28 protein-coding genes and 2 pseudogenes are annotated in these 23,514 nt (G+C 69.4%); 2 read left to right on the top strand and 28 right to left on the bottom strand.

The window, feature by feature from the left end; genetic code table 11:
• From IG02_RS0132895 to IG02_RS0133025, 25 genes and pseudogenes are all read right to left on the bottom strand, one after another.
• Positions 1 to 1,072: pseudogene (locus IG02_RS0132895) on the bottom strand (hypothetical protein); the annotation flags it as partial.
• 176 nt (positions 1,073 to 1,248) lie between these two features.
• Positions 1,249 to 1,506, bottom strand: a pseudogene (locus IG02_RS43265) (WhiB family transcriptional regulator); the annotation flags it as partial.
• A gap of 44 nt (positions 1,507 to 1,550) precedes the next feature.
• The gene (locus IG02_RS0132905; protein WP_030756421.1) at positions 1,551 to 2,072 is read right to left on the bottom strand and encodes a RusA family crossover junction endodeoxyribonuclease; all 522 of its coding nucleotides are present in this window, start codon (positions 2,070 to 2,072) and stop codon (positions 1,551 to 1,553) included.
• A gap of 213 nt (positions 2,073 to 2,285) precedes the next feature.
• A complete protein-coding gene (locus IG02_RS0132910) occupies positions 2,286 to 3,263 on the bottom strand; it encodes a DUF5131 family protein (protein WP_030756424.1) in 978 nt (325 codons plus the stop codon).
• Positions 3,260 to 3,625 carry a hypothetical protein gene (locus IG02_RS0132915; RefSeq protein ID WP_030756427.1) on the bottom strand — a complete coding sequence of 122 codons (366 nt, stop codon included), beginning with the start codon at positions 3,623 to 3,625 and terminating at the stop codon, positions 3,260 to 3,262. The genes IG02_RS0132910 and IG02_RS0132915 overlap by 4 nt, the downstream gene beginning before the upstream one ends.
• Entirely contained in the window at positions 3,622 to 3,855 is a 234-nt protein-coding gene (locus IG02_RS0132920) for a hypothetical protein (protein ID WP_030756430.1), read from the bottom strand. The genes IG02_RS0132915 and IG02_RS0132920 overlap by 4 nt, the downstream gene beginning before the upstream one ends.
• Positions 3,856 to 3,891: 36 nt before the next feature.
• Complete coding sequence (locus IG02_RS0132925; RefSeq protein WP_030756433.1) at positions 3,892 to 4,326, bottom strand: DUF6197 family protein; 435 nt, start codon at positions 4,324 to 4,326, stop codon at positions 3,892 to 3,894.
• A gap of 108 nt (positions 4,327 to 4,434) precedes the next feature.
• Positions 4,435 to 4,773, bottom strand: a complete 339-nt coding sequence (locus IG02_RS0132935; protein ID WP_030756436.1) for a Flp family type IVb pilin — start codon at positions 4,771 to 4,773, stop codon at positions 4,435 to 4,437.
• Positions 4,774 to 4,960: 187 nt separating this feature from the next.
• A complete protein-coding gene (locus IG02_RS0132940; RefSeq protein ID WP_030756439.1) occupies positions 4,961 to 5,176 on the bottom strand; it encodes a hypothetical protein in 216 nt (71 codons plus the stop codon).
• A 133-nt stretch (positions 5,177 to 5,309) separates the two neighbouring features.
• Positions 5,310 to 5,849, bottom strand: coding sequence for a hypothetical protein (locus tag IG02_RS0132945; RefSeq protein ID WP_030756442.1), 540 nt, complete (start codon positions 5,847 to 5,849; stop codon positions 5,310 to 5,312).
• A 255-nt stretch (positions 5,850 to 6,104) separates the two neighbouring features.
• Positions 6,105 to 6,479 carry a hypothetical protein gene (locus tag IG02_RS0132950; protein ID WP_158712417.1) on the bottom strand — a complete coding sequence of 125 codons (375 nt, stop codon included), beginning with the start codon at positions 6,477 to 6,479 and terminating at the stop codon, positions 6,105 to 6,107.
• 367 nt (positions 6,480 to 6,846) lie between these two features.
• On the bottom strand, positions 6,847 to 7,962 hold the full coding sequence (locus tag IG02_RS38040; RefSeq protein WP_051766050.1) for a ParB/RepB/Spo0J family partition protein: 1,116 nt from the start codon (positions 7,960 to 7,962) through the stop codon (positions 6,847 to 6,849).
• Positions 7,962 to 8,702 (bottom strand): ParA family protein, encoded by a 741-nt coding sequence (locus tag IG02_RS0132960; protein WP_030756451.1) that lies wholly within the window; start codon positions 8,700 to 8,702, stop codon positions 7,962 to 7,964. The genes IG02_RS38040 and IG02_RS0132960 overlap by 1 nt, the downstream gene beginning before the upstream one ends.
• Positions 8,703 to 8,923: 221 nt before the next feature.
• The gene (locus IG02_RS0132970) at positions 8,924 to 9,727 is read right to left on the bottom strand and encodes a DciA family protein (protein ID WP_051766052.1); all 804 of its coding nucleotides are present in this window, start codon (positions 9,725 to 9,727) and stop codon (positions 8,924 to 8,926) included.
• Positions 9,720 to 11,189, bottom strand: coding sequence for a helix-turn-helix domain-containing protein (locus tag IG02_RS0132975; RefSeq protein ID WP_158712418.1), 1,470 nt, complete (start codon positions 11,187 to 11,189; stop codon positions 9,720 to 9,722). Before IG02_RS0132975 ends, IG02_RS0132970 begins: the two co-directional genes overlap by 8 nt.
• 249 nt (positions 11,190 to 11,438) lie before the next feature.
• Entirely contained in the window at positions 11,439 to 11,903 is a 465-nt protein-coding gene (locus IG02_RS0132980; RefSeq protein ID WP_030756457.1) for a hypothetical protein, read from the bottom strand.
• Positions 11,900 to 12,337, bottom strand: a complete 438-nt coding sequence (locus tag IG02_RS0132985) for a DUF6221 family protein (RefSeq protein ID WP_030756459.1) — start codon at positions 12,335 to 12,337, stop codon at positions 11,900 to 11,902. The genes IG02_RS0132980 and IG02_RS0132985 overlap by 4 nt, the downstream gene beginning before the upstream one ends.
• Positions 12,338 to 12,754: 417 nt before the next feature.
• Positions 12,755 to 13,165 (bottom strand): hypothetical protein, encoded by a 411-nt coding sequence (locus IG02_RS0132990; protein WP_030756462.1) that lies wholly within the window; start codon positions 13,163 to 13,165, stop codon positions 12,755 to 12,757.
• A complete protein-coding gene (locus IG02_RS0132995) occupies positions 13,162 to 13,632 on the bottom strand; it encodes a hypothetical protein (RefSeq protein WP_030756467.1) in 471 nt (156 codons plus the stop codon). The genes IG02_RS0132990 and IG02_RS0132995 overlap by 4 nt, the downstream gene beginning before the upstream one ends.
• Positions 13,629 to 14,564, bottom strand: coding sequence for a WhiB family transcriptional regulator (locus tag IG02_RS38045; RefSeq protein WP_051766055.1), 936 nt, complete (start codon positions 14,562 to 14,564; stop codon positions 13,629 to 13,631). Before IG02_RS38045 ends, IG02_RS0132995 begins: the two co-directional genes overlap by 4 nt.
• Positions 14,561 to 14,845: a hypothetical protein gene (locus IG02_RS0133005; RefSeq protein ID WP_030756473.1), complete on the bottom strand. Its 285-nt coding sequence runs from the start codon at positions 14,843 to 14,845 to the stop codon at positions 14,561 to 14,563. Before IG02_RS0133005 ends, IG02_RS38045 begins: the two co-directional genes overlap by 4 nt.
• On the bottom strand, positions 14,836 to 15,105 hold the full coding sequence (locus tag IG02_RS0133010) for a hypothetical protein (protein ID WP_030756476.1): 270 nt from the start codon (positions 15,103 to 15,105) through the stop codon (positions 14,836 to 14,838). Before IG02_RS0133010 ends, IG02_RS0133005 begins: the two co-directional genes overlap by 10 nt.
• A 49-nt stretch (positions 15,106 to 15,154) precedes the next feature.
• Positions 15,155 to 16,924: a DNA cytosine methyltransferase gene (locus IG02_RS0133015; RefSeq protein ID WP_037805006.1), complete on the bottom strand. Its 1,770-nt coding sequence runs from the start codon at positions 16,922 to 16,924 to the stop codon at positions 15,155 to 15,157.
• A gap of 32 nt (positions 16,925 to 16,956) precedes the next feature.
• Positions 16,957 to 18,216 carry a hypothetical protein gene (locus IG02_RS38050; RefSeq protein WP_051766058.1) on the bottom strand — a complete coding sequence of 420 codons (1,260 nt, stop codon included), beginning with the start codon at positions 18,214 to 18,216 and terminating at the stop codon, positions 16,957 to 16,959.
• An 80-nt stretch (positions 18,217 to 18,296) separates the two neighbouring features.
• Positions 18,297 to 19,004: a hypothetical protein gene (locus tag IG02_RS0133025; protein ID WP_030756486.1), complete on the bottom strand. Its 708-nt coding sequence runs from the start codon at positions 19,002 to 19,004 to the stop codon at positions 18,297 to 18,299.
• Between the two features lie 206 nt (positions 19,005 to 19,210).
• On the opposite strand from IG02_RS0133025, the gene IG02_RS0133030 reads away from it, so the two are divergent.
• The gene (locus IG02_RS0133030) at positions 19,211 to 19,609 is read left to right on the top strand and encodes a WYL domain-containing protein (RefSeq protein ID WP_030756488.1); all 399 of its coding nucleotides are present in this window, start codon (positions 19,211 to 19,213) and stop codon (positions 19,607 to 19,609) included.
• A gap of 138 nt (positions 19,610 to 19,747) precedes the next feature.
• The gene (locus tag IG02_RS0133035) at positions 19,748 to 19,936 is read left to right on the top strand and encodes a DUF6011 domain-containing protein (RefSeq protein ID WP_037805008.1); all 189 of its coding nucleotides are present in this window, start codon (positions 19,748 to 19,750) and stop codon (positions 19,934 to 19,936) included.
• A gap of 28 nt (positions 19,937 to 19,964) precedes the next feature.
• Here IG02_RS0133035 and IG02_RS41870 read toward each other — a convergent pair whose 3' ends face one another.
• The 3 genes from IG02_RS41870 to IG02_RS0133050 all read right to left on the bottom strand — a co-directional run bounded on the left by IG02_RS41870 (position 19,965) and on the right by IG02_RS0133050 (position 23,001).
• Entirely contained in the window at positions 19,965 to 21,095 is a 1,131-nt protein-coding gene (locus IG02_RS41870) for a hypothetical protein (protein ID WP_037805009.1), read from the bottom strand.
• Positions 21,092 to 22,276 (bottom strand): integrase, encoded by a 1,185-nt coding sequence (locus IG02_RS0133045; protein ID WP_158712419.1) that lies wholly within the window; start codon positions 22,274 to 22,276, stop codon positions 21,092 to 21,094. The genes IG02_RS41870 and IG02_RS0133045 overlap by 4 nt, the downstream gene beginning before the upstream one ends.
• A 269-nt stretch (positions 22,277 to 22,545) precedes the next feature.
• Entirely contained in the window at positions 22,546 to 23,001 is a 456-nt protein-coding gene (locus IG02_RS0133050; RefSeq protein ID WP_030756497.1) for a hypothetical protein, read from the bottom strand.
• Positions 23,002 to 23,514 lie beyond the last annotated feature (513 nt).

Below are 23,514 nucleotides of genomic sequence, written 5' to 3' on the forward strand. Positions count from 1 at the left end.
ACTTGCGGTCCCAGTAGGCGTTCTCCACTTCGATGCGGTCCTGGAGTTCGGCGCGGGTCAGCGTGGACAGGTCCGCGCGGGTGAGTCGCTTGAAGGCTGGCACAGCTTCCTCCCTGTATTGGATAACTGTCATCAGGCTGCACTCCTCACGTCGTCGCGGCCTGTGCTTTTCTCGCGCGCCGGTGCCACGTATACGCGGCGCCACGGAACCGACCCGCCCTCCTGCCGCGCAGCAGCCTTGATCCGCTCCCACGCCCTCGTAACCGAATCCCCCCGACATCTCCAGCCGGGCCCCGATCTCCTCCGCAGACAGCGACGTCCACTCCATCAAATACCGAAGTGCCTTCCGCCGACCTTCCTTGTCGAGGATCACGGACTCGCCCATCAGGAATCGGTCCACCACGTCCGCGCCCTCCGTGTACACGGGCGGCACCGCGTCCGTCTGCGGCACCGCGTCCGGGTCGTCGATCGTGTCGTCATCCCACGCCAGCGGCGGAGCCCACCCCTTCCGCTCGGCCCGCCGGCGGGTCTTCCACGAGCCGCCGACCGTCATCCCCAACCGGTCGTACGCCCGCCGGATCGACACGTCCCGCTCCACCGCCAGCGAAGCCCAACTCCCGGCAGCCAAGTCACTGACACAATCCCTGGACAGACCGCAGGCGCTGGCGATCTCGTACTGGAAGTGCCCCAGCGCGTACAGGGCACGAATCCGGCGCACCGCGCCGACCGCCGGCACGTTCCCCCGCGTGACCGGCTGCGACCCGCGAACCCCCAAAATGCTCTCCGCCGTCCCCCGCAGCAGCCACTTCCGGAACCCGTACGACAGGTGTGCCACCGTGGTCTCGCTGACCCCGGCAGCGGCGGCGATCTGGCCTTTACTCAAACCACCGCTCTGAAGCGCAAGAACATGCTGCCGAACCGGTTCGGCAGGAACCGACCGTGGGCGGCCCGCCATCCGGTCAAGGCGCCTCTCCGCGTCAGCCCGGGTAGCAGCCTTCGTGCACGGGACACAGCGGCACCCATACGCGTACCGGTTCGAGCTGCCGACGTGGTCGGCCTCGAGACGGCTCATGCCGCCACCTCCATACCCAGACGCGCCTCTTCCTGCCTCTTCTCCAGCGCCGCGGTCGCGGTCTTCACCGTCTGCACGTTCGTCGCCAGCTTCTGCGCGATCTGCCACGCCGACAGGCCGGCTGCCAGCGCCGCATCGAACTCCGCGAGCTGCGTCGTCAGGATCCGCTGCACGGCACTCCTCACCCGCGATTCCCTCCGGTGCGCGCGACGCCGCTCCCACTCCGCCATACCGCCCCACACACCCGAGTCCTGCCGGGTCTCCAGCGCCCAGGCCAGGCACGTCTCCCGCACCGGACAGCGCCGACACACGTCCTTCGCCATCTCGGCCTGGGCCTTCGCCAGGTCGGACATGCCGACAGGGAAGAACAGCTCGGGGTCCTCGTCGCGGCAGATACCGCTGGTGCGCCAGTCCTCGGCGGCCGTGCCGGTCAGGGCGGGCGCGGCGGCGCGTCTCGTGGGACGGCCCGTTCGGGTGGTCATGAGAGGTCTCCGATCAGGGTGTAGAGGCGGATGAGTGCGCCGGGCTGGTCGAGGGCGTCGGGGTGCTCGCCGGGGAAGGTCTTGGTGGCGGTGACGCGGATGATGCGGGAGTCGTCGACTACGGCGCCGGCGTCGGCGATGCCGTCGAAGGTGGAGCGGATGAGCTTGTCGACGTCGCCGCTGTGCCGGGTGGTGGGCCAGCTGCGTTTCCGCTTCGGAGCGGACGCGGGCTTGAGGACTGTGAAGACGATCTCGGCTTCGAGGGGGCCGTCGAGGGGCGGGAAGTGCTCCGGGACGGTGCCGATGCGCCGGGCGCGGATGGCTTCTTCGGTGGCTCGGGTGACGAGGGTCCTCCAGGGCTTGACGCGCTTCGACTGCTCGACGAGGACAGCTGAAACGCGGCCGGAGGCGGCGTTGCGGCGGTGCCCGGCGTACTTCTTGCTGCCCTGGGGTGCGGGGCGGCCGTGGACGACGATGGCGAGTCGGAGCTGTCGAGTGAGGGCGGGGGCGGTGGTCATGAGGCGTACTCCTGTACGGGTGTGGGGCCGTGGGGTCCGGCGCGGAGGTGGGTGGCGCTGCCCGCTGTGTGTCCGAGGTGGAGGTGTCCGCGTAGCGGCAGCGGTAGGTGTTGAAGCGGGGGCCGCCTTGTCCTCGTATCTGTCGGGCGCGGCGGCGGGCTGCTCGGCGGCTCGGGAACCGGGTTTTGCCGTAGCAGCCCGCCAGGTAACCGTTCATGGGGTGGTCGGGTATTCGCGGACGCGGAGGCTGGCCGGCCAGTACTGGGGGTCGCCGCCCTTGGTATCGCCGTGGGCGGCGACGGTCCTCCCGGCGTAGGTCGTGTCACGGGCCCACACGGAGCCGAGCTGCTTGACGAATACGGCCGTACCGGAGTGCTGGCACTGCCCGACGATTTGCGCGGCCCACTCGGGGTTCATCGGGCGGGCGCCGGGGCCGGACTCTCCGCCGCAGATCACCCAATCGACGCGGGGGCCGGTAACGATGGCCGGGCTGTGCATGGTCAAGCCTGTTGAGGTCGTGTACTCGGGTCCAGGTGTCGGCCGTCCGGTGAGCCAGTAGGTCAGCTTGGGGCGGCCGCGTCCGGGGACGATGGGCCCCCAGAGGTCGACGGGGCCGAGGAGCGGCTCGCAGGACAGGAAGCGGACAGCGGCCGGGGTGTCGAGCAGTGCGGGGATGCGAACGTTGGCCCACTTCTGGTTCTCGACGGAAACGCCCAGTTGAATGTTCGGGAGGGGCCAAGCCCAGCCAGCGGTTGAGGGACGGCCATAGCAGGCTTCGGCCCGGTGGCGAACCATGTGGGAGAACTGGGGGTCGTTGAGCAGACTGCGCATCCGGCCGTGGCGCTTGGTGAGGACCTGGTAGGTGTGCTGCGGCGTGGCTGCCATGACGCCGAAGATGAGTTCCAACGAGGGCCGGTCGATGCCAGCGTGGAAGAGGTCGCTCATCGAATTTACGAAGACGAGCCGGGGCTTCTTCCAGCGGAGTGGCTCCATGACGGCCTCGGGATGTACGGCGACGCCGAAGCCGGGGCCGGAGGTGCGGGGGTTGCCGTCGGTCTGGTACTTCGCGGAGCCCATGCCCTTGAGGCGCTTGGCCATGGTGAGGGCGTAGCAGTTGTCGCAGCCGGGGCTGATCCGGTCGCATCCTGTTGTCGGGTTCCAGGTCTGCTCGGTCCACTCAATGTTGCTCATGAGGACTCCTCCAGTTCGCTGCGGAGGCGAGCGATGTGGGCAATGTGGGCGGCGGTTTCGAGGGGGGCGATGCGCACGGCTTCGTTGAGGGCGGTCTGCCGGTCGTAGCGGTAGATCTGGGCCCGGGCGAGTTCGCCGCGATAGGTCCATTCGGTGCCGGTCCAGGCGTGTTCGTTGCCGGGGTTGTCGTTGAAGACGGCCCATCCGTCGGCGTTGCCGTCGAGGCGGCGTTGAACGCGGAGGTCGGCTGCGTGGCCGTGAGGGTGGCCGGGGCAGGGGATACGGAATTCGGCGGCGAGGTTGAGGGTGGCGGCGAGTTGTTCGATGTACGCGGGGTCGGTCGGGTCGGGGGTGTCGGTCACTGGCCGATCTCCTTGGCAAGGGCGGCGTTGACGGCGGTGGCGTGGAGGTAGCCGTCGATGTAGCCCTGGGCGTAGAAGGGGTCGTGTTGGTCGGCCATGGCGGCGCGGGCGTGGGCCCGGCGGGAGGAGAGGCCGGTGATGGCGGCGAGTTCGCCGTCGGTGTAGCCGGCCTCCCAGCTGTCGTCGGCGCTGTCGCCGGTTCCGGCGGGGGCGATGGTCATGGTGGTCATGGCGTGGGGTCTCCGGTTGCGGTGGAAGAGCGGGGGTCAGGCGGCTGTACGAACCGGCGGAAGGTCGGTGAGGGTGTCTGCGGTCTGGGCGGCGCGGTGGAGTGCGCCGATGACCTCGGACACGGTGGGGGCGGGCCAGCCGCGGTCCGGGGCGGGTGCGTACGACGGCCACCAGGAGAGGTGATCGATGTGGTCGTCCAAGCCGGTGATGGGGTCGGTGGGCGGCTCGGTGGGGAGGACGGCGGACAGCATCCGGATGGCGTCCATGGCGGGCTCGTTGGTGGTGATGAGGAGCAGCGCCCGGTCGTCGTCGGTGAGGAAGGCGTTGGGGGTTTTCCCGGTGACCGCGCGGAAGATGGCGGCGTTGAGGTCGAGCTGGCCGGTGTGGGTGGCGAAGTGGTCGCCGGTGTGGAGGCCGTAGTAGTTGAGGAGTTGGGCGGCGGTGCGGAGGATCGTGCCGGTGCTGGACATGGGTGTCTCCCGGGTGCGGCGTGGCGAGGGTGGGGTGTTCACCCGGCCCGGGGAGCTACTGCGCGCCGTGTGGGCGTGGTGCTCGACCCGGGCCGGGGGCCAGGGTGGCTAGTCGGCGTCGGGTGTGGGGTGTTCGTCGGTGCAGGTGGGGCACTGGAGGCGGCCGAGGTTGTAGCCCTGGGGTTCTTCGACGGTGCGGAGGCCGGGGGCGTCGGCGTCGAAGATGCAGCCGCAGTCACAGGGGCAGGCGCACTTGAGGATCTCGTTGTAGCGGACGCCGGTGATGCCGGTGATGGCGATCAGGGCGGCCATGAGGGCTTCGTACTCGGCGGCGCTGGCGGTGTTGTCCGCCTGGGCCATGAGCTGGTCGAAGAGGTTCTGCTGTGGGGCGGGGAGGTGGTGGTAGTTGATGGTGCTGGTGTTGCGGGCAGGGCTGATCACGCTCATGGCGGAGCTCCTGGAATGGGTTACTCGGCCAGTTCCCGGTGGGGGTTCTGGCCTTGTCGGCTCCACCAGATTACACATTACGCATTGCTTGCACAATGCTTCGCATGGAAATGGGTGGTGGGGCATGACGAAGCCCCCGCCCCGGGGGTAGTGGGCGAGGGCTTCGGCTCTTTCGCGCGGGCTGGTGTCAGCCTTCGCGCGTGATCATGTCGCGGTGGATCTGCTGGATCTGTGTCCAGGACACTGCGGTGAGGCCGCCGACACGGTCGGTCTCCAGGCGGTGCTTCTTGATCCACCGGCGCACGGTGGTCTGCCCCTTGGGGTGCCCGGTCTCCTCGAGGAGCGCGACGCACTCGTCGAGAGTGACGAAGTCGGCGTACGGGCTGAGACTGTGTGCGGCCACGATGGGCTCCCATCAACTCGACGGGCCGCAGTTCGCAGCTGACGGCGGCCGAGTGGGCGGGTGGACCTCTGCCAGAAGGCCCGGGGATGGTGCGGGTGGTGCGGTTGTGATGTCTGGTAGACACCGCGCACCGTCAGATGGTTGCCCTCTTCGTCCGGGCGAATTCGCGGGCGATGTGCTCGTGCGCGAGACGCGCCAGGTTCCAGGTGCGGGACAGGCCCAGCGGGTCGGTGCAGTCCAGGTTGGAGCACGCCGCCCGGCCGACCGTGGACCGCCAGAACAGGCCGAAGCAGCCGCAGGCGGGGCAGGGGTGACGGCGGATCACCTTGTGGTCGCCCATGGCGAGCGCGTGCTCGAGGCCCTGCCGGTAGATGACGGTCTCGCGGGCCTGCCGCTTCTCCGCGTCCAGGTGCTGGGTGTTGTCCCTCCACCACTGGTAGATGCCGTCGGGGACAGCGGGGGCGTGGCCGGCGTGGGGGGCGTCGGCGCGGGCCCGGTCGATGACCTCGGCGACGCTGGCCGCCATGTGGCTGACTATGTTGACGTTGAGAGGGGGGCGGGCCTCGGTGGGGCGGGGGCCGCGGATACCGGTCCCGGTGCGGGCCGGCTCGATGTAGTGCGTGGCGAGGGTACGCAGTCTTTCTGCTGCGGTGTCGTCTTCCGTCGTGCCCATGGCTCCCCGTTCCGTAGGCGGCCCCCGGGGGCGCAGTGCTGACGGACCGGTTTGGTTCGGGGCGTGCGCCGGTGGGGCCGGAAGTGTTCCCGGGTGATTCCGGACGCCTCATGATGGCACGTATATGCCTGAAGTTGAACGCATAGTTGTTGTCGATCACCGCTCGGCTACGAACCGTTGTCGACTCGTGTCGAATCAACCCGGTTTACGAGTCCCCCGCGACCAGCGCAACACCGCCGAGGCGCCGGGCCGACCTCAGACGCGCTTCGGGGCTTCGCGCATGCCGAGGATCATGCCGTGCAGAGTGGCGTGCTGCTCCGCCTCCAGGACGCCCTGGGCGTGTGCTCCCTCGAGCATGAGCAGCACGGCGTCGACGGTGGCGGCGTATACGGAGCTGGTGGTCTCGTCGGTGAGGCTGTGCCCGCGGGCGAGAAGGAGGGCCTCGATCGTTTCGGCGAGCTGCTGCTCGGGGCTGTCCGTGTCCGGCGTGACCGCGGCCGGTTCGGGCTGAAGGTGCTGGCGCGATGGCCGGCGTGCGTCCAAGTGGATGACGTCGCTGCTGGCGGCGTCTGGCCCGGGCGGTCCGGGCGGTGCGTGCGGCGGGATGTCTGCTGCGGGTGTGGGGGTCATGAGAGGGCGTGTCTCCGCTCCTCCGGCAGATCGGGAAGGGTGCGACGGGGCCCGTCCTGCCCGGCCGGGGCCTGTCTGGGCCTGCTGCCAGTCCAGGCCCGAGGGTGTCACTGTGGCAGCAATTCGCTTCGGCGAGTAAGGGTGTCCTGAGTATTGATACAGCCGTGACGCATGGTCCAGGCCACCGCCGTATCCCATGAGGAAGCCCCCGCGGACCGTGAGGGCGGAGTTTTGCCGACAACACCCTTCGGGCCCTGCGGGGGCTCGAGACCTCACGAGCGCGTGCCCGTCAGATGACGGCGATTGTAGTCCTGAACAGCGCCACGCAGGTAGAGGCGGTCCCGCACTCGCTGCGGGACCGTCGTGGTCACGGTTGGTACGGCATGGCCTCGAGGAGCAGCTTGACCACTCGACGCCGGTGCTGCAGTTCCATCCGTTCGATCATCACGGCGCTGAGTTCGTCAGGTCGGTCCCACTGGACACCTTCCGCCCATGACGGATGAGGTGTCCCCTGTTCGGTTGCTTCGGGGGCATCGGCTGCTTCTGCGGTACGGGCGTGCTGCTCGGGGACTGAGCGGGGGGCGACGACGGCCTCAGAGGAGCCGTGGGGTTTTACGGCCGTAAAACTCGGCGCATCCCTGGGTTCGGCCTGAACGGTCGGACGCTGCTCCGCTACGGACGATCCGTCCCGTTCCTCTGGTGCGGAGACACGTGGTGGAGCAGCAGCGGACGGTACTGCCCGTTGCGCTTCGGTCTTCTCGGCGCGCTTCTTCGCGGCCTTGGCCTCGGCGAGCGCGTTCCGCCGGGACTGTTCTTGCTCCCACCACTTGGCTTGTTCTGCTGCGTCCCACTTGTTGTCGCGTGCGAGCATCCCAAGCTTGCGGGCGGCTTCCAGCGGGACGCTCTTCTTCCGCACCTGCTCCTGCATCTGCGGGGCAAGGTGTGTGAGGAGGACGCGCTGCGTGACCCAGCCGTCGGCGCGCTCGAAGTGCTGGGCGACCGCTCGGTTGGTGCCGAACTCGCGGACCAGGGCCTGCACGGCGTATGCCTCTTCGATGGCGTCGAAGTTCTGCCGGTCGACGTTCTCGGAGACCACGGCCTCCATGAACGTCTTCCGGTCGGTGGCGAAGCCGTCGTTGACCACGCAGTCCAGTGCCGCGAGCCCGACCTCGGTCGCGGCCCGAAAGCGGCGCTCGCCGCTGACGAGTACGTAGTCGACGCTCCCGATCTGTTCGGCGTGGTCGGGCCACAGCTTGAGGTAGGCGATGCGGCTGACGACCGGGCACGGCTGGTTCTGCCGGCGCTGAAGGCTCTTACCGAAGTCGATCAGTTCGTCAGTCGTGCCGAAGTCCTGCCGTGGGTTGACCAGGTTCGGCACGAGACGTGTGATGGGTACCCGGTAGAGCCTTCCGTCGGCGCGGGTGTCGGTGTATGAAGTGCTGTCCTCGTCTCCGAAGAAGTCGTCGAACTCGTCGCGTGCCACTAGCGGGCCCCCGTGAACTTCTGGCGGCGGAGCTGGTGTTCGAGGGCGAGGGACACGAAGTCCTGCTTCGCCTTGGTGGCGGTGTGGTTCGACTCGTACTGGGTACAGAAGCGTCCGTTCGTGATGCCGCGGGTGTGGGGCTTGTAGTGCCGGATCGTGGCGTTGTACAGCTCCCAGCCGCGTCGGTTGACCAGGCTCTCGGTTCGTTCCTTGTCGGCTTCGCCGTCGCGCGGATCCCAGTTGTTGATCACTACGCCGTAGGGAATCTGCCGGGGGAGGAGGACCCGTTCGATGGTGACCTTGGTCGGGGTGAAGGCGGAGCCTTCTGCTTCGAGCGGGACGATCACGTCGTCGGCGACGTCGAGGATGGCTCGCAGGGCGTCACCGACGGTGCCGTCTCCCAGGGGGTCAATGGCTTCGTCGTCCTCTTCCTCGTTGAGGGGCATGAAGCCGGGGGTGTCGACGATGATGAAGTCGGCCTTCGCGCGGCGCAGGCGGCGGAGCTGTTCGACGTTGCGGACGCTGGCGTTGACGACGCGGAAGGGGACTTCGCGTCCTGCTTCTCTGACCTTGTCGGCGTGCTCGACGCTGGTGGCCTGTGGGTCTATTGAGACGACCGCGACGGACGGGTTGTCGCTGTTACTGCCGAGGATTTCGGCGTAGACGGCGGCCAGATTGACCGTGATGAGCGACTTGCCCACCCCGCCCTTCCTGTTCAAGAGCACGGTGATGTACGGCATCTTGCTGTCTCCGATTACTTCCCAATGGTGCTGGTACTCCGGACGGAAGGCAGTCTTTCAGACGGTCGGAGTGCCGCTGGACAGGGAGGGCGACAAGTCGGCGAGTTTTACGGCCGTAAAACTCTGGGCCCCTGACACATCGCCGTCACGTCGGCCCGAGCAGCGGTGACCGAGGACAGGCCGTGTTTTACGGCCGTAAAACACGTGGGGTTCCCGTCTCGTCATGCCACGTCGAACACCCGGCGTGGCAGCGGGCCCTCGGCCTTTTGCGCACGTGCCACGCGCAGCGCGGTTTGGTAGACGGCATCGGCCTCGGTAACGTGCGCAGGCGCGGCTACACGTTCCGCTTCAACGACCGCCTCCGTGAACGCATCTGCTGGCTCGCGGCGCGAGGGATGAGCGACCGCGGCGTTGAGGCGCGCGCGGGCCGCAGCGACGAGCGGCCCTTCCTCGGGCGCGGTCGGCCGGTGCTCGAGGGCGAGGGCAAGGGTACGGCGGTAGCCGGCCGAGGCGTTCTCCCGCGTCCGTACGGGCGCGGCCGTCGTGTCCGGCGTTCCGGCAGTGGTGACGGTGGGCGCGGTGGAGCGGGGCTGGCCGGGGCCGACGGCGAGGACCCGGATCGTGCGGACGGCGGCCCGGCCCAGCTTGTCGTTGATCTGCTTGGCAAGCTGCCCGCCGAGCAGCCGCAGCTGGGTGGCGTAGGCGTTGGACGAGGGGCGGAGGTCGAGCCGGCCTTGGTCCGGGTCGAAGCCTTCAGCGGCGATGAGTCCGTCGTACTGCGGGCACAGGACGGGCCACTGGTGGAGGATGTTGCCGCCGTCGAGGCCGAGTTCCCATCCCTGTTCAGCGTTGATGCGCTCGATGGCGGCGGCGAAGGTGACCGGGTCGCGGCCGCCGGAACGGTCACGGCGGATCCGAGGAGCCTTCCTCGGCGCAGCTGGCCGGGTGCTGGCGGCGGTCTTGTAGGCGGCGAGGGCCTGGCGCGCGAGGTCGACGCCTGACGCGGTCGGGGTGTGGTCAGGCATAGGTGGCGGCCTCCTGCCAGGGCATGCTGATGCGGACGTTGGTGCTGTACCGGGTGAGTGCGCGGTCGACGAGCTGGTTGGTGTAGAGCCGTCGGGCGTCGGCCTCGCCCATGACGGGGATGGCGTCGAGGATGATCTGAGGGTTGGCCTCGGCGGCGGCCCTCAGGTCCACGACGGTCGCCTCGTCGAGGGTGTCGATGTCGACATGCTGGCTGTCGTCGTGGCCGTAGCTGACAGCGGCCTCAAGGTCCTCGGCGGACGGCTGGCGGCTGTGCGCGAGGGCGTCGCGGACGATCCGCTGGACGGACGCGCGGGCCGGGCCGCCGCCGAGGGTTTCGTATCCGCGGTGGCGGGCCTTCTCCTGGACGCGGGACTCCTGCCATGCCAGGACGGCCGTCTTGCGGCGCTGGGGGGTGGTGTACAGCAGGTGGGCGCCCTTGAGGCGGTGGGCGAGCATCCCGGACGGGCGGCGGACCTCGGCAGCGGTGAGGGGGGTGGCTTCGGCGACGGCCTGGACCTCGAGCGCGGTCCATCCGGCGTCGGCGACGTCCCGGAGGATCCACGCGAGCCGCTTCCACGAGCCGCGGGAGAGCCACGGGGCGATGCTCATGACCTCGCGGGCGAGCTGGTAGCGGCGGCCGACGCGGTTCAGCTTCCGCCGACCACCGGCCTGCGCCTTGGACTTCTTCGGGGTGGGGGACTTGCTCTGCCCGCTTGCGAGCTTGCTCTCAGGGGGGAAGTGAGTAGTACCGGCAGTGTCAACAGCTGAGGTACCACCCTGCATTGGGGTGCAACGCGTCCTCGAGGAAACGGTCTGCTTCCGGGGCCGGCGGCGCTTGCGGGTGGCCTTCCGGGCGAGCTTCCCCAGCAGGCCCTGCTTCTCCGGCGCGGCCCCGACCGGGACACGCGTGTAGGCGGGCATCGTCTCGTCGCGCTGGATCGTGCGGATGCCGTGGGCCTCATCGAACGCGGCGGGGATGATCCGCTCGAACACGGACGTCTGGTTCGGCTGCCCGGACAGGCGGGTGCCCTTCACTCGGTACACGAGGAGCCCGGTCTCGCGGAGCAGGCCGAGGTGGTACTGGATGGTCCGCTCCGACACCTTCAGCTTCCGCATGAGGTAGGCGATTCCGGGCCGGCACTCGGTCAGCGCGGAGAGTTCCTGGGCGATGACGAGCGTCGTCGGCCCCCACTTCGGGCCGTGCTTCCGGGACGGCACGTACAGGCCGGTCTTGGCGAGTTCGTGGACCCAGTGGACGGCGGTCATCCAGGAGTGGGCGCAGGTGGCGATCCGTCCGCTCGTGGCGTCCAGCCACTGGTCGGCGGGCGCGACAGGGAAGGCACCGGGGGTCTTCGAGGTGTCCTGTCGCTGGCACGGGATGCCGCCACGGTTGGGGGAAATACTGGGCGAATCGCCCGTGCGGGCGCGCGGAAGCTGACAAGAAGGGGATGCGTACGGCACTATGTACCCGTCTTCCTAAGCGTTTGTGGGACGACAACGGCCCCGCTTCGGTGGTGCTGCTTCGGTGAGAAGCAAGTAGGTCGCTCGAACACTCGGGCCCGGTCGCCAAACCGGATCTGAGATTCGAGCCTTAGCTCGGTCGCCAAACCGAGCCGTCGGATACGGCCGCGCACGGTGCGCCAACACCAGCGGCCAGCGGTTGAGGAAGTGCCCCCGCCAAGGGGCCCAGAACCTCCCGCTCGAAGGTCGCTACGTCACTCGATCTCCCTTACTGGGTGAGGTCTGTCCCTGCGCCCGTTCGGCGAGGAAGTCGTTGCGGAATCCTCCGCGCGCCGCAACCCGCAGCATGTCCTGCTGCCAGTCACTCGGGCCACTGTCGCGGTCCAACTCCGTGTTCCACCCGGGCTTGTACTCGGGGTGGTGGCGCCACATGCGGGTGAAGTAGCGCATCGTGGAGCACGGGAAGCCGCAAGCCGCGTCGCAGGTGAAGCAGCGAGCCTGGCTGTAGCCGTCGTTGGTGACGTAGCAGGAGTGCTGTACGACGGCCAGGCGCAGCGACTCAACTCGGGCTACCGCCGCGTCCCGCGCGGAACCCTCGTGGAGGGCTGTGGCCGCATCCATCTCCTCGCGGAGCCGGGCGTACACGAAGTCCTCCGCCCGGAACTCCCAGCCGAAGTCGGGGTCGTCAGAGCCGAGGTAGACCATGCCGCTCATCGGTGGCCTCCTGTCCAGCCGTAGCCCTCAGCGAGGATCAAGATCACGGGGCACGCATCGCCGGGGGCGAACTGCATCCACTCGTCCAGGTGGCCAGTCCCGTCTGCGAGGCAAGAGTGTCCTCGACCGCCGTGCAGTTCCAGCAGCTTTCGGTCGGCGGCGCAGCGGCGCAGGACCGACTCGGGGTCGTTCAGGGCGATGTGAACGGACTGGTCCTTGGACGGATGGACGTCGTTGCTGACCACGACGATGTCCAGTTCGTCCTCGTAGACGACGTGTGACTCGAGTTCCCATTCATCGGCGTAACGGTTGTCCGAACTGGTTCCGCTGCACCAACGTCCTGAACGGCCCTTGAGGGCCCGTTGTGCCGCATTGGAACGGATGGCGATGACAGTGTTCAGCCAGGCGAGGACGCTCTCGCCCTGGCCGCTCATCGCGTGGGCTGTGTAGTGGTGACAGGACCCCTCGATGGCGGTGCGTTCACGCCAGAGTTGCGGGTCTGCCTGTGATCCGGGGAACGGCCCCGGGTAGTCTTTGCCATGTCGGCACCTTCGTAGAGGGTTGAGTGTCGACCCGGCCCTGCTCCTCGGTGTGCTACCACCTTGGAATCCAGCGGGGCCGGACCTATGTCCAGGGGTGTCGCCGTCAGACCTGTAGCTGAGTGGTCGTCTGGCGCCAGGCTGAGCCTACCAATTCCCTCCGCCACTGTCCCCACCTTCTCCCATACCGTGTCGATCTAGTCAGATCGTCAGCTCATCATGCTGGTCACTCGACCCGGGCGCCGGGCCACCCGAGTCCAATAAAGATTCACCACAAATAACCGATGCCTGCGGCCCTGCCCTGCTTCGCCCTCAAGACGCTTTCAGCAGCGAAAAGGAAATGGGGGACTCGGCGCGGGCATCGCGCAGTTCGGCGACCGGCGCGGGCTCGGCGGCTGTCTGGCGCCGGTGGGCGCGGCCTTCCCGCGCGCGGGCCCGGCAGTCGGGGTGACGACACTGCTGGTTGTTGTAGTGGGCCTCCGAGTGCGGAATCCGGTCGTCGCGGATCTTCTTGCCCTGGGTCCGGGCGTCGTCGAGGCGTGCGGCGAACGCGGTGTCGGTGCGGGCGTGGCGGCGGGGCACGTTGATGCTGACGCCGACGTGCGCGGCGGCTTCCCCGAGGCGCATGCCGTCGGCGACCGCCGCCAGGTACTGCTGACGGGCCGTCTCGTCGAACAGGACCTGCCGCCCGCGGCCCCGGCCCGGCTCTGTGGTGGCGGTCATCGGCTGCCCCCGTCCCGGACGACCTCGGTGTCGGCCGGGTGCACGGGCCGGTGCAGATTGGCGGTGCGGGCGACATGGCGGGCCATGGTTTGGTAGCCGGCGTCGGCGAACTGGGCACGGAGCCGGGCCAGGGCCTCAGGGGTCCACTCCGGCCGTACGGACATGCGGCCCGCCCGGTAGCCGACGGCCAGGGCCGCGTTCCAGACAGCGCGGACGAGCCACGGCTCGGCGTCGGGCCACAGAAGCTCAGGAAGCTTCCCGGGCTGGCCGGCGTGGTCGAGGGTGGCGGCGGCGATGAGGCCGGCGAGGTAGTCCCCGGAGGACTGGCAGCGCTCGGCGAGGACCCGGTCCGTTCCCTCCGGGCCGACGGCGCCGGTCGAGGCGTCGGTCGGGGCGTCGGGGCCCGCGGCCCCGGTACTTGTGGACCCGAGGGCGGGGGCGGTGAGTTGGTGGGCGGGGGTGATCACGAGGCGGTCTCCAGCAGTCGGTCGGGTATGGATAGGGGGAGAGCGAGGGGCTCAGGGGGCGGTATGACGAGGCGGAGCCGCACCGGCCCGCCCCCTGAACCGGCCGCGCGGGCCGGGACTCGGCCGGGAGGCCCGCCGCATCCTGAAGCGGCGCGCGGCCGCGCACCGGCCGGGCTAAGGGGAAGGGGCGGGAAGTCGGGGATCATCAGCTGTACCGGCCGGCCCGGGCCGATACGGCGCTGCCGCATCCCGTCCGTCGTCGGCGCCGCCGCCACCGGCCACGCCCCGTCCGGCCGCACCCGCACCCCCCGCGGCAGAACCCCGTGCCGGCGCGCCGCGTCCAGCAGGTCCTCCCGCGTCGCGGTCTCCCGGTCCACGCCCAGCAGCTTGCACAGCGCCGACCGGTTCCAGTTCGCCGTCCGCACGTCCATTCCCGCCCGATACGCGACCAGCTCCTCGTCGGTTTCCCGCGCCAGCGACCGGAGCACGGCCTGCTTCTGGACTGTGCGGCACATCGCCAGATCCCGCTCCGGCCGACGCACCTCCACGACAGGGACGGGGCGGCCGGCGTCGAGCGCGGCCTTGCGGCGCTGAATCAGCGCACGGTGACGCTCCAGCGCCAACTCGCCGCCCCACACGCCTTCCGGCTCGGCGAGCATCCCGTCTGCGGTCTCCGTGTTCGCATATATGCGGCACGCCTCCCGCACCGGGCAGAACCCGCAGACCGATTTCGCGGCGCGCTCCCGCGCGTACCGGTCGGCCTGCGGCTCCGCCCCGTCTCCCGTCCACGGCCCCCACGCGTCGACCGGCACGTCCGGGTCGCCGGCCGCCATGCGGGGGTTGTCCACGTCGGGCTGGCACCCGCGGTAGCGGTACAGCGGATGCTCGGTCAACGCCTGGTGCGCCGCACTCGGCGACAGCGACATCGTCATGGGGATCCCCCCTCCTTCTTCGGCTTCGGATCAGTCGTGTGGCGGGCGAGCGCCGCGTCCAGGACACGGTCGGCGGCCCCCATCACGGCGTGCTCGTCGAGCACGGCCTGGAGCCGGGCCCGGCACGCCCGCATGTCCCGCTCGTGGAGCCTTTCCGCGAGACGGGCTGCGGCGCGCACCCCGGAGAGTGCGCGCCGCGTTGATCGGAGTATCTGTAACGCCCACAGGCCGGCGGCCACCGCCACCACGATGAGGACCGCGACGAACACGTTCAGGAACACTGCCCTCGCCCCCTTTCCGGCGTGTGGGCCCGGTCTGCGCGGGCGATGGCCTGGCGGTCGTGGGCGGCCTGCTCGGCCGTCGACATCCGCCGCCAGTCACGGAACGCGGGCGCCGTACCGTCGTCCACCGCAGCGAGAGCGTCACGGTGCGCCGCGCTCCCCGGGTACACGCCGCGGCGCACCGCGCGCCGGGCCCGGGGAACTGCGGCCGCGAGGACGACGCTGGTGATAAGCAGGATGGGCAGGATTGTGGAACCCACGGCGGGGCCTCCTTCGGCAGAGAGTCGGCCCCGCCGGGATGAGCGGGGGCTATACGGCAGTGGCCATGGCCGGTGCGGCGTACCGGTCGATGTCCTCGCCGGTGATGGCTTCGACGAGCGCGCAGACGATGACCTCGGAGCAGTTCGGGGTCACGGCGTTGCCGTACTGTCGGACGCGCTCGCGCTTCGAGCCCAACACGACGTACTGGTCGGCGAAGCTCATCGCACGGCCGATCTCGTGGGGCTCCAACATCCGGAACCGCACGTCCTCGATGGCGACTTTGCCCTGCACCAGCGCGTACCGGTCTCGCGTCGACAGGGTCCCCACCGGCTCCCGGACCGTGCGCGCCGTACCGTTGCCGTAGTACGGCACCAGCAGGTGCTCCCAGGTGACCAGCGACTGGTGGCCGGCCGTCGTCATGGTCCGCAGGTACTCGCTGACCGGGGTGCAGTGCTCGCCACCGGCGCCGACGCTGCCGTTGTTCCTCATGACGAACGCAGCGTCGGGCATGACCAGGCCGTGGTGATTGCCGTTCGCGGAGACCGTGCCCACCGGCTCGCCGATCGACCGACCGCGAAGCTGGTCACCGCCGCCCCGCATGGTCACCATGAACGGCAGCCACGCCAGGCCGGTCTCGTTGCGGGCGGTCTGGGTGCGCAGCGGACTGTTCGCGGACGCTGGTTCCTTCCCCTCGCGGCCTTCCACCGGAATGAGGAGCGGCGGTATCGCCAGGCCGTCGTTCTCGCGGGTCGTGCGGCAGCTCATCGGGTCCAGAACGCTGGACGGGTCGTTCCGCCAGGTCCCTCCGGCCGGGACCATGAACGGCCCGTAGGCGACGGCCTTGGTCGGGGTCGTGGTCTGCGTCGTGAGCGGGGCGTCTACGGGCCAGGTGCGCACGCCGGGCCTGCGCTCGAAGGTGTTCCCCGCCGCCTCCAGGGTGATGGGCCGGGCGAACTTGTCCAGACCGGCCTGGATACGGGCGAGCGTCTTGTCCGCGAGTGGCTTGGCCCGGTCCCCGATCCGCTGTCCCGGCAGCGACCAGTCGATCGCCACGGCGGCCGGAAGGGTCTCCGGCTCCACCACCTGGTTCCGGCACGACACGTTCGGGCACCGGTACACGTACTGCTGCCGGTAGCGGCCCATGTCCCGGCCCGGCGTCTTGAACCGCTGTACCGCCTGCACCCACTCCTTGCAGGCCGGGCACCACGCCCTGGGGCGCAGCCACTTGTCCCAGTCCGGGACCCGCCGCAGCGAGGAGTGCCAGTAAGCCACGTACAACCGGTCCCGCGACTGCGGGGCCTTGTGCACCGTCCTCGGGTCCGCGTGCATGCTGTTCAGGGCGATGACCCGGGTCTGGTATCCGAGCTTGTGCAGCTCCCCAAGCCACCGGTCCCACTGGTCCCAGGCCCGCACGTCAACGACGTTCTCCACCACCCCGGCCTTCACCAGCCCGCCGCGCTCCTGCACTCCGCGCAGGTACAGCGGCACCTCCTCCATCAGCGCCCGGGACCGTTCCACCTCCTCCGACGGGCCGAACCCCTCGAACAGGTCGCCCTGCATGGAGGCGTCGAAGTCACGCTTCTTGCCCCGCGCGTTCGACCACTGCGGGCACTCCGGCGACGCCCAGAAGATGTCGGTGACCGGCCACTTCTCGACGGGTGCGTCGCGGATGTCGCCGCGGTAGTGGTCGACATCGGGGAAGTTCGCGGCGTGCGACTCGATCGCCCGCTCCCAGTGGTTCGCCGCGCGCTCCATACGGACGCCGGGGATGGAGTGCATGCCCTGGCTGGAGCCCCCGGCGCCGCAGAACCAATCCATAACGGTCAAGGCATCATTGTCGTGGTAGGCCATCAGGCGGCTCCCCTTCCCGTGTCGCCGCCCGGCGCGGCCTTCCTCGTCTGCTCGTTCAGTCCGGCGATCCGCCCGTCCAGCAGCTTCCGCATCGGCAGCCACGCTCCGTCCGGGCCCTGCACCTGGCGGTCCAGGACGCCGTGCTTGTCCGCGTCGCCCTTGATCTGCACCAGAGCGATCGGGTTGTTCCAGCAGCGTTCACTGGCGACCTGGCCGATGAGACGCTGTACGTGCCTGTCCGCCGCCTCGTCGTCGGTCCCGGCCGAGGCGCCGGCGGCGGAAGCGCCCGCCTCGCTCTGGGAACCGTCGCTCTCGCCGTTGTCCGGGGACAGCTCGGCAAGACGGTCCGTCAGCAGGTCCTCGATCCGCGTGGGGACCTTGTCCTTCCCGGCAGGCACCAGATGGTCCAGCAGCCGCTTCTCGCGGGCCTCGGCCAGGTGCTGCTCGACGACGGCCCGTTCGTCCCAGCCCTTACGGACGCGGCGCAGGAACTGTTCCTTCTTCTGCGCGTCCAGCAGCTCGCGGATCCGGTCGTCGATCAGCTCGCCGAACAGGCGCAGCGTGCCCTGTGCATCGTGGACCTGGGACTCGTGGAAGTTCTCCTCGCCGACCTGCACCTTCACCGCTCGGAGCCCTTCCAGATGGCCCCAGCGCTTCTGCATCAGCGAGTACAGGTCGTCCAGCCGGTCCTCTCGGGACGGCTCGGCGGTGAGCTGGTCTCTCTCGGCGGCGGCCTTGTCCATGTCGGTCTTGGACCACAGGTCCAGGGCCGCGCCGAACCGCATGGCGGCGTTCCGCAGCGCGTCACCGATGGCTTCCTTCGCGGCGTTCGGGCCGGTCTTACCGTCCGAGTTGCCGTAGCCGATCCGGGTGTGCCCGCCGACGGTCAGGCGGATCCACAGGCCGCCGACCTGGTCGAACTTGGGCAGGCCGTCAGCGTCGAAGGCCATGGGTTCCCAGGTCCACAGCGGATCGGCTTCCAGAAGCCGGCCGGTCAACTCGGCATGCCCGACGTAGTCCAGGTGAACGTGTTTGGTCGTCAGCGTGCTAGCGCAGGTATCGCACCGCTGTCGGGTGTGCTGTTCACACACCTTGAACTGGGCCTTACTGCATTTGGTGCACGAGACCTTGGGGAGCTTGGAGATCTGGCTGGGCTGGAATGGTCGCCGCAGGATTTCCAGGGCGTCGAGCTGGTTTTGGGTGTGCGAGGTGGGGCCCTCCGCCGTGTTGCTGGCGGGGGCCTCGATGGCCGCGGCCATGAGGTCTCCTGTGTGGGGTTGTGACGGTGTACGGCCGGTGCGGGCCCGGTTGTCGGCGTCCAGGCCCGCCCGACGGGGGCTTACTCGGCCGGGGCGTCAGACCAGACGAACCGGCCGCGGGACGGCTTCACGATGTTCGGGTGGCCGGCGAACCAGCGCTGGATGGTCGCGGTCGGCGGCGGCGTGACGCCAGGGTGGCCGGCGGTGAACGACCGGAGCGCGGCCGCCACGGTGGTGCCGTCCTCGCCCGCCTCGCGGACGAGCGCAATGAACTCGTCCCAGTGCGGGGTGTTCCGGTCGGCCCACGCCTCACCGGCGTCTGCGGAGGCGGGCATGGGGTACTTGGCGAGGATCCACGCGGTCACGACCCGGGACAGGGAGGGCCGCTTCCCGCGCGGCCCCGTCTCTTCCTTGATCTTCTCTGTGGCGAGGCGGCGCCACTCCGGGTCCAGCGGGACGTTCAGCGCGACCTTCGTGCTGCCGATGTTGACGGGGGGCGGGTTCGGGTCGAAGCGCCCTTCGACGTACGCCTTCAGTCCTTCGCGGGCCAGGTCGGCGAGGTCGTCGTTGGCGCCGGCCACCGCGTGCCGGATGTGCTCGCGGACTGTGTCGCCCATCATCAGCGCCAGGTTCGACGGTGATTCGCCGGGGGCCTGTTCACGGCGGAGCCGGTCCCATCCGCCGGGGGCGAGGACCTGGTCGACGGCGTCGGCCTCGGCGGTGTGGCCGTCCTTGCGGAGGAGGGCGGCGGCTGAGGTGAGGTGGGGTCGGATCGGGGGGCGGGCCACGGATGGTCCTCTCGGTGTGCGCCGTTCGGACCGGGGCCGGCCGGGCGGGCGCGTGGGGGCGGCTGTTGCCACGCCAGTTTCCTCCTTATGCATGGGGCATGCAATGCGTTGTAGGGGCCGTTCCCGGAACAGATTACCTACAAAGCATGGTGTTTGCAATGCTTCACATGTATGGTGGTGTCCACACCACAACAGCGGGGGCACCCATGAAGCACACCAACCGGCAGACCGAAACCCGGACCCTCACCGACCTCTACCGCGCCCTCGACCGCCAGCACGCCGTCACCATCACCTACCTCGACCAAGACGGCACCGAGTCCATCCGCACGATCGAGATCAGCGACATCCGCACCACCAAGTCCGGCCGCATCGAGATCCGCGCCATGTGCCGACTCCGGGGCGAAGCGCGCGGCTTCCTCCTCCACCGCATCGCGTCCTACACCTGCCACCGCATCCCGTACGTCCTCGAACAGCCGGAGGCAACAACCCCCGCCGGACGCGTCATCGTGGTCCGTAGCGAACGCCAGCTCATCGCCCGCGAACTCGGCCGCGACTACCTCCCCCGCACCAGCGTCACCCGCACCGACACCGCGCTCGCCGCCTGATCCAAGGAGACAAGACGAAGGCCACCACCCCGAACCGGGTGGTGGCCTCTCAAGTCACAATGATCGCGCACGCGCAGCGTAGCCCAAACCAGCGCCACTCCGAAAGCCCCAGCTCACGAACCACTCGGGAAGCCGGCCATGGACCGTCAGGAAGCCCTCACCGCGACCCCGCCCGGACTACGCCGACGAGTCTGGTGCCAGGAGTGCGGCCGCGAGCTGACCGACCCGGAATCCCGCCGCCGGCGCCTCGGCCCCGAATGCGACCCCGACACCCGGACCAGCCACACCCGGCACGACGCCGATCAGGACCCGATACCGGGACTGTGAAAGCCGGGGACCGCTACCCGTGCGCTGTTCACGCCCGGCGCCGGGCGGCACGTGCCTTTCGGGTGGCACGTCCCCTCCGGGCCGCCTCCCGGCACTCCGGCTCCCGGCACCCCGTGTTGTAGCAGCTCTCCCGCCCGTGAACCCTCGGCCGGTCCGGCGGCAGCGGACGCGGTCCCCGCCGCTTCGGAAGCTGGGCAGCAGCCTCCCGCGCGGCCTTCTCCAACAGGACCCGCTCCTCCTCCGGGACCGCCGCCGCACGCCGAAGCCCCTCCAACTGCAACGGAAGCGGCTCCCACCCCGGGCTTCCCGCCATCACGTAGTTCAGCGTTACCACCCCCCGCACGTATGACCTCCCGAGTCCCTCAGCGCTGATCGGCAGCCCCGGCGGACCCAACCACGTCGGCGCCAGCGTCACCCACAAAGCGTTCTTCGCGCCCTCCGGAAGCGCCACCAGGTCCTCACGGAACTTCAGCCACCGCCGCAACGCGACCCCCGTACCCTCCCGCAGCGGCAACACAAGCTCAAGCGGCTCCAGATGCGCGCCGTTCTGCTGCCGGCGCCGCACTCGCACCGACCGGCTGTCCTCCCCCAGATCCGCCACCGTCATCGCCGCGAGCTCCGACACCCGCGACCGCGTATCCAGAGCCACCGCCGTCAACGCCAGCAGCCGCGCACGGTACTCAACCGTCATCGACCGGCTGCCGCGCGCCAACGGCCCCCCGGACGCCAGCGACACCAGGAACCGGAACAGCTCCGCCTCCTGCCGCGGCGTGGTCGTGTCCCGCAGCCCCGGCTCGACCACCTGCGGCAGCCGAACCCCCTGGTTCCCTACTATGCGGCGGGCCAGAATATGCAGGCAGTCCCGGACGATCCGCCGCGTCGCCAGCGGCATCTCGTGCCCCAGCCGCGCCGCGTCCGCCCACAGCTCCCCCTCGACCGCGAGATCCCAGAACTCGGCGACCGCGTCCGGCTGGAACAGCCGCCGCGCGGACCGCGTCCTTGGCCCGGGCATCCCGTCCCGGCCGACCGCCCGGTCCCACATGCCGACGATCATCCGCAGCTGCTTCAGCCGGTTCCCGGACACCTCCGGTGCCAGCTGGTCGACGACCGCGGCGAGCTCCCGTACGGCTGGCGCACGGTACTGGCGGCGCCCGGTCACCCCTTCTCCTCCCCACGAACGGAGCCGTCGGACGGGCGGGCCTGCGCCGCGGCCTCGGCCACGCGGCCCATCTGCGCGAGCGGATTCAACTCGCCTGCCGCATCTTCCTCGTCCACATAGCCGATGAGCGCCTTCGACTTGTCGTCCCAGCCCCCGTGCCGGCCGATCCGGACGAGGTCCACCTTGGCCTTGCGGGACGACTTCACAAAACCGCGACGGGTGGAGTGGGACCGCCACCGGCCAGGCAGGCCCGTACGTTCGATGGAGCGCTGCACGATGTCGGACAGCGCCTCCACGGTCATCCGCCCGTCCGGATCGCCGATCGGCTCGCCGCCGCGCTGCATGGGCGGGTTGAGATAGCCCCACCGGTCCATACGGACGAACAGCGGGCCCTCGGCGTGCCCGTTGTCCGCCAGCCCGGCCACCAGCTCCCGGACCGCGCGGACCGTGCACAGCTCAGGATCGGGATCGAGCGGGACATCGACCGGCTGCCACATCTTCCGCTTCTTCCGGTACACCATCACCCGCAGCCCACCGTCGGGGAGTTCAGTGAAGCTGCCAGGCCAGTCGAGGGGCTTGAGCTCGCTGCCCCGGGAGGCGACGGCGTGCCCGAGGAGCATGACGGCCGCATCACGCTTCCCCGGCAGCGAGCTGCGGTCGAGTTCGCGCAGCGCGCGACGGATGACCTCGCGGTCGGCTGGGCTGGCCTTGCGCGGCGCGGCCGCCGGGTCCTTGGCCTGAGCGAGCTGCTCGCGGTAGCCGAGGACGACCTTGCGGGCGCCCATGGTGTCGGGCGGCTTGTGCCCGGCGGCCCGGTGCGCGGAGCGGATCGCGGCGATGATGCGGTCCATGGACCGCGGTCCGTAAGGCTTCCCGGTGCGGGCCCGCGGGGTGCGCTTCAGGTAGGACAAGTACTCGGTGACGGTCTGGGGCGCCGCGGGCATGGGCCGACGGCCGACCGTGGCGCACCATTCGGCGAAGCGCCGCATATCGCCCTCGTAGCCGTCGCGGGTCCCCTCGGTGATGCCGGCCTTGACGTCTTCCTGCGCTTCGGGCGAGAGCCACGCGTCGGGGTCGCCGTCCGGGCCGGGAACGGCGAGGCTCTCGGCGTTGGCAAGTGCAGGGAGGTGGTCGTTGACCAGTTCGACGTCGAGTACCTCGTCCGAGTCCAGGTCGTTCACGGCCGTCACGTTCCTTCCGCGTCCGCTCCCCCGCGCGGTGATCACTCTACAGAATGAACGTTATCTGGAGCCAGGATGCTCGTTCCCTCTGACGGCACAACATGACCCGGTCATGTCTCCGAAAACGGGGATGACTCCCCAGACCTTCGTCAGGAACGATTCTCCGCTCAGGCAGGTTCTTCCTGCCGGCTAAGCCGGAGCACCCGCGCTCCCCGAGCCGGCGACTGACGCGAGATCGGCGGGCACTGGACCCTTTCGGCGTCGGGGCATCAAAGGTCGGGATCGGGAAGCACGTTGAGCTGTAGGTCGAAGAACAGGACCTTGGCGTCGAGATAGGGCTTGCCAGTGGCCCGCTCCGAATCCGCGCACAGGGAATCGACGAGCCGGTCGCATATGGACTGGCGAGTGTCGTCGCTCTCGGGCCGGACGACACCACGCGCGCCGAGGAGCGTCTGGCGGCCGGCCACCGTACCGGTGACGGTCAGCACCCAGTGAAAGGCGTTGCGGTTGGTCACCTCGGTCACCTGCCTGATGGTGAACTTCCCAGCGGAGTAGAGGAGTAGCCGGGCCGCCTCGTGTACTTCCGACTCATATGGCTGGCCGCTCTCGGCCGCTGCGGCCTCGGCTCGGTCGAGGGACTCAGACAGGTCCTGGATCTGCCGCATGAACACCATCGCCGGGTGATTGAGATCGACAGGATGCGCGTCCGGCTCGTCGCTCCCCATAAGCCCTCCCCCTTCAGATAGGGAAATTTATACGAGGTGATCACAAACCCTACCTCGAAGGCCCGGTTCTCCTGCTCGGGCAGTTCTCCTCCCTTGGCCCAAGCCGGAGGCAACGAGCCTGCCATCCACTGCCAGCATTGAGGACATGACTACTACGGATCTGCTCATGAAGCTCGGATACCTGCCGGCACTCGACTCCGTCGAAGGAAGCCGATGGATGAATCAACAGACCATCCGAAAGTGCCTGGCAGAAAGCGGTGAAAGCCCTCAAGTCGTCTCCGCGCTCGCGGTACTCGTAGCAGCGTTCGACTCTGTAGTCGCACTACATGAAGGAACGCCAGAAGATACGACCAAGCGCCAGAACGTGATGGCGTTCCTGGAAGTCCTCACGGGCCCGAAGGTGTACGAGGGCCTGGGAGGACTACCGCGTATCAGCAACGCTCCGTCGTGCGTCTGCGGTCACGCTCGCGACCACCATGGCACGGACCCCACGCGTTGCAGCAGCTGCACTTG

It is taken from the genome of Streptomyces sp. NRRL F-5135, assembly GCF_000719775.1.
In the GTDB taxonomy this organism is placed as follows: domain Bacteria; phylum Actinomycetota; class Actinomycetes; order Streptomycetales; family Streptomycetaceae; genus Streptomyces; species Streptomyces hebeiensis.

Bases quoted from the DNA above. Each gene is read 5' to 3' on its own strand.
- IG02_RS0132905 (WP_030756421.1), bottom strand. From the start codon at position 2,072: ATGACCACCGCCCCCGCCCTCACTCGACAGCTCCGACTCGCCATCGTC.
- IG02_RS0132910 (WP_030756424.1), bottom strand. From the start codon at position 3,263: ATGAGCAACATTGAGTGGACCGAGCAGACCTGGAACCCGACAACAGGA.
- IG02_RS0132920 (WP_030756430.1), bottom strand. From the start codon at position 3,855: ATGACCACCATGACCATCGCCCCCGCCGGAACCGGCGACAGCGCCGAC.
- IG02_RS0132925 (WP_030756433.1), bottom strand. From the start codon at position 4,326: ATGTCCAGCACCGGCACGATCCTCCGCACCGCCGCCCAACTCCTCAAC.
- IG02_RS0132935 (WP_030756436.1), bottom strand. From the start codon at position 4,773: ATGAGCGTGATCAGCCCTGCCCGCAACACCAGCACCATCAACTACCAC.
- IG02_RS0132945 (WP_030756442.1), bottom strand. From the start codon at position 5,849: ATGGGCACGACGGAAGACGACACCGCAGCAGAAAGACTGCGTACCCTC.
- IG02_RS0132950 (WP_158712417.1), bottom strand. From the start codon at position 6,479: ATGACCCCCACACCCGCAGCAGACATCCCGCCGCACGCACCGCCCGGA.
- IG02_RS0132960 (WP_030756451.1), bottom strand. From the start codon at position 8,702: ATGCCGTACATCACCGTGCTCTTGAACAGGAAGGGCGGGGTGGGCAAG.
- IG02_RS0132970 (WP_051766052.1), bottom strand. From the start codon at position 9,727: ATGCCTGACCACACCCCGACCGCGTCAGGCGTCGACCTCGCGCGCCAG.
- IG02_RS0132980 (WP_030756457.1), bottom strand. From the start codon at position 11,903: ATGAGCGGCATGGTCTACCTCGGCTCTGACGACCCCGACTTCGGCTGG.
- IG02_RS0132985 (WP_030756459.1), bottom strand. From the start codon at position 12,337: ATGAGCGGCCAGGGCGAGAGCGTCCTCGCCTGGCTGAACACTGTCATC.
- IG02_RS0132990 (WP_030756462.1), bottom strand. From the start codon at position 13,165: ATGACCGCCACCACAGAGCCGGGCCGGGGCCGCGGGCGGCAGGTCCTG.
- IG02_RS38045 (WP_051766055.1), bottom strand. From the start codon at position 14,564: ATGACGATGTCGCTGTCGCCGAGTGCGGCGCACCAGGCGTTGACCGAG.
- IG02_RS0133015 (WP_037805006.1), bottom strand. From the start codon at position 16,924: ATGGATTGGTTCTGCGGCGCCGGGGGCTCCAGCCAGGGCATGCACTCC.
- IG02_RS38050 (WP_051766058.1), bottom strand. From the start codon at position 18,216: ATGGCCGCGGCCATCGAGGCCCCCGCCAGCAACACGGCGGAGGGCCCC.
- IG02_RS0133030 (WP_030756488.1), top strand. From the start codon at position 19,211: ATGAAGCACACCAACCGGCAGACCGAAACCCGGACCCTCACCGACCTC.
- IG02_RS0133035 (WP_037805008.1), top strand. From the start codon at position 19,748: ATGGACCGTCAGGAAGCCCTCACCGCGACCCCGCCCGGACTACGCCGA.
- IG02_RS0133050 (WP_030756497.1), bottom strand. From the start codon at position 23,001: ATGGGGAGCGACGAGCCGGACGCGCATCCTGTCGATCTCAATCACCCG.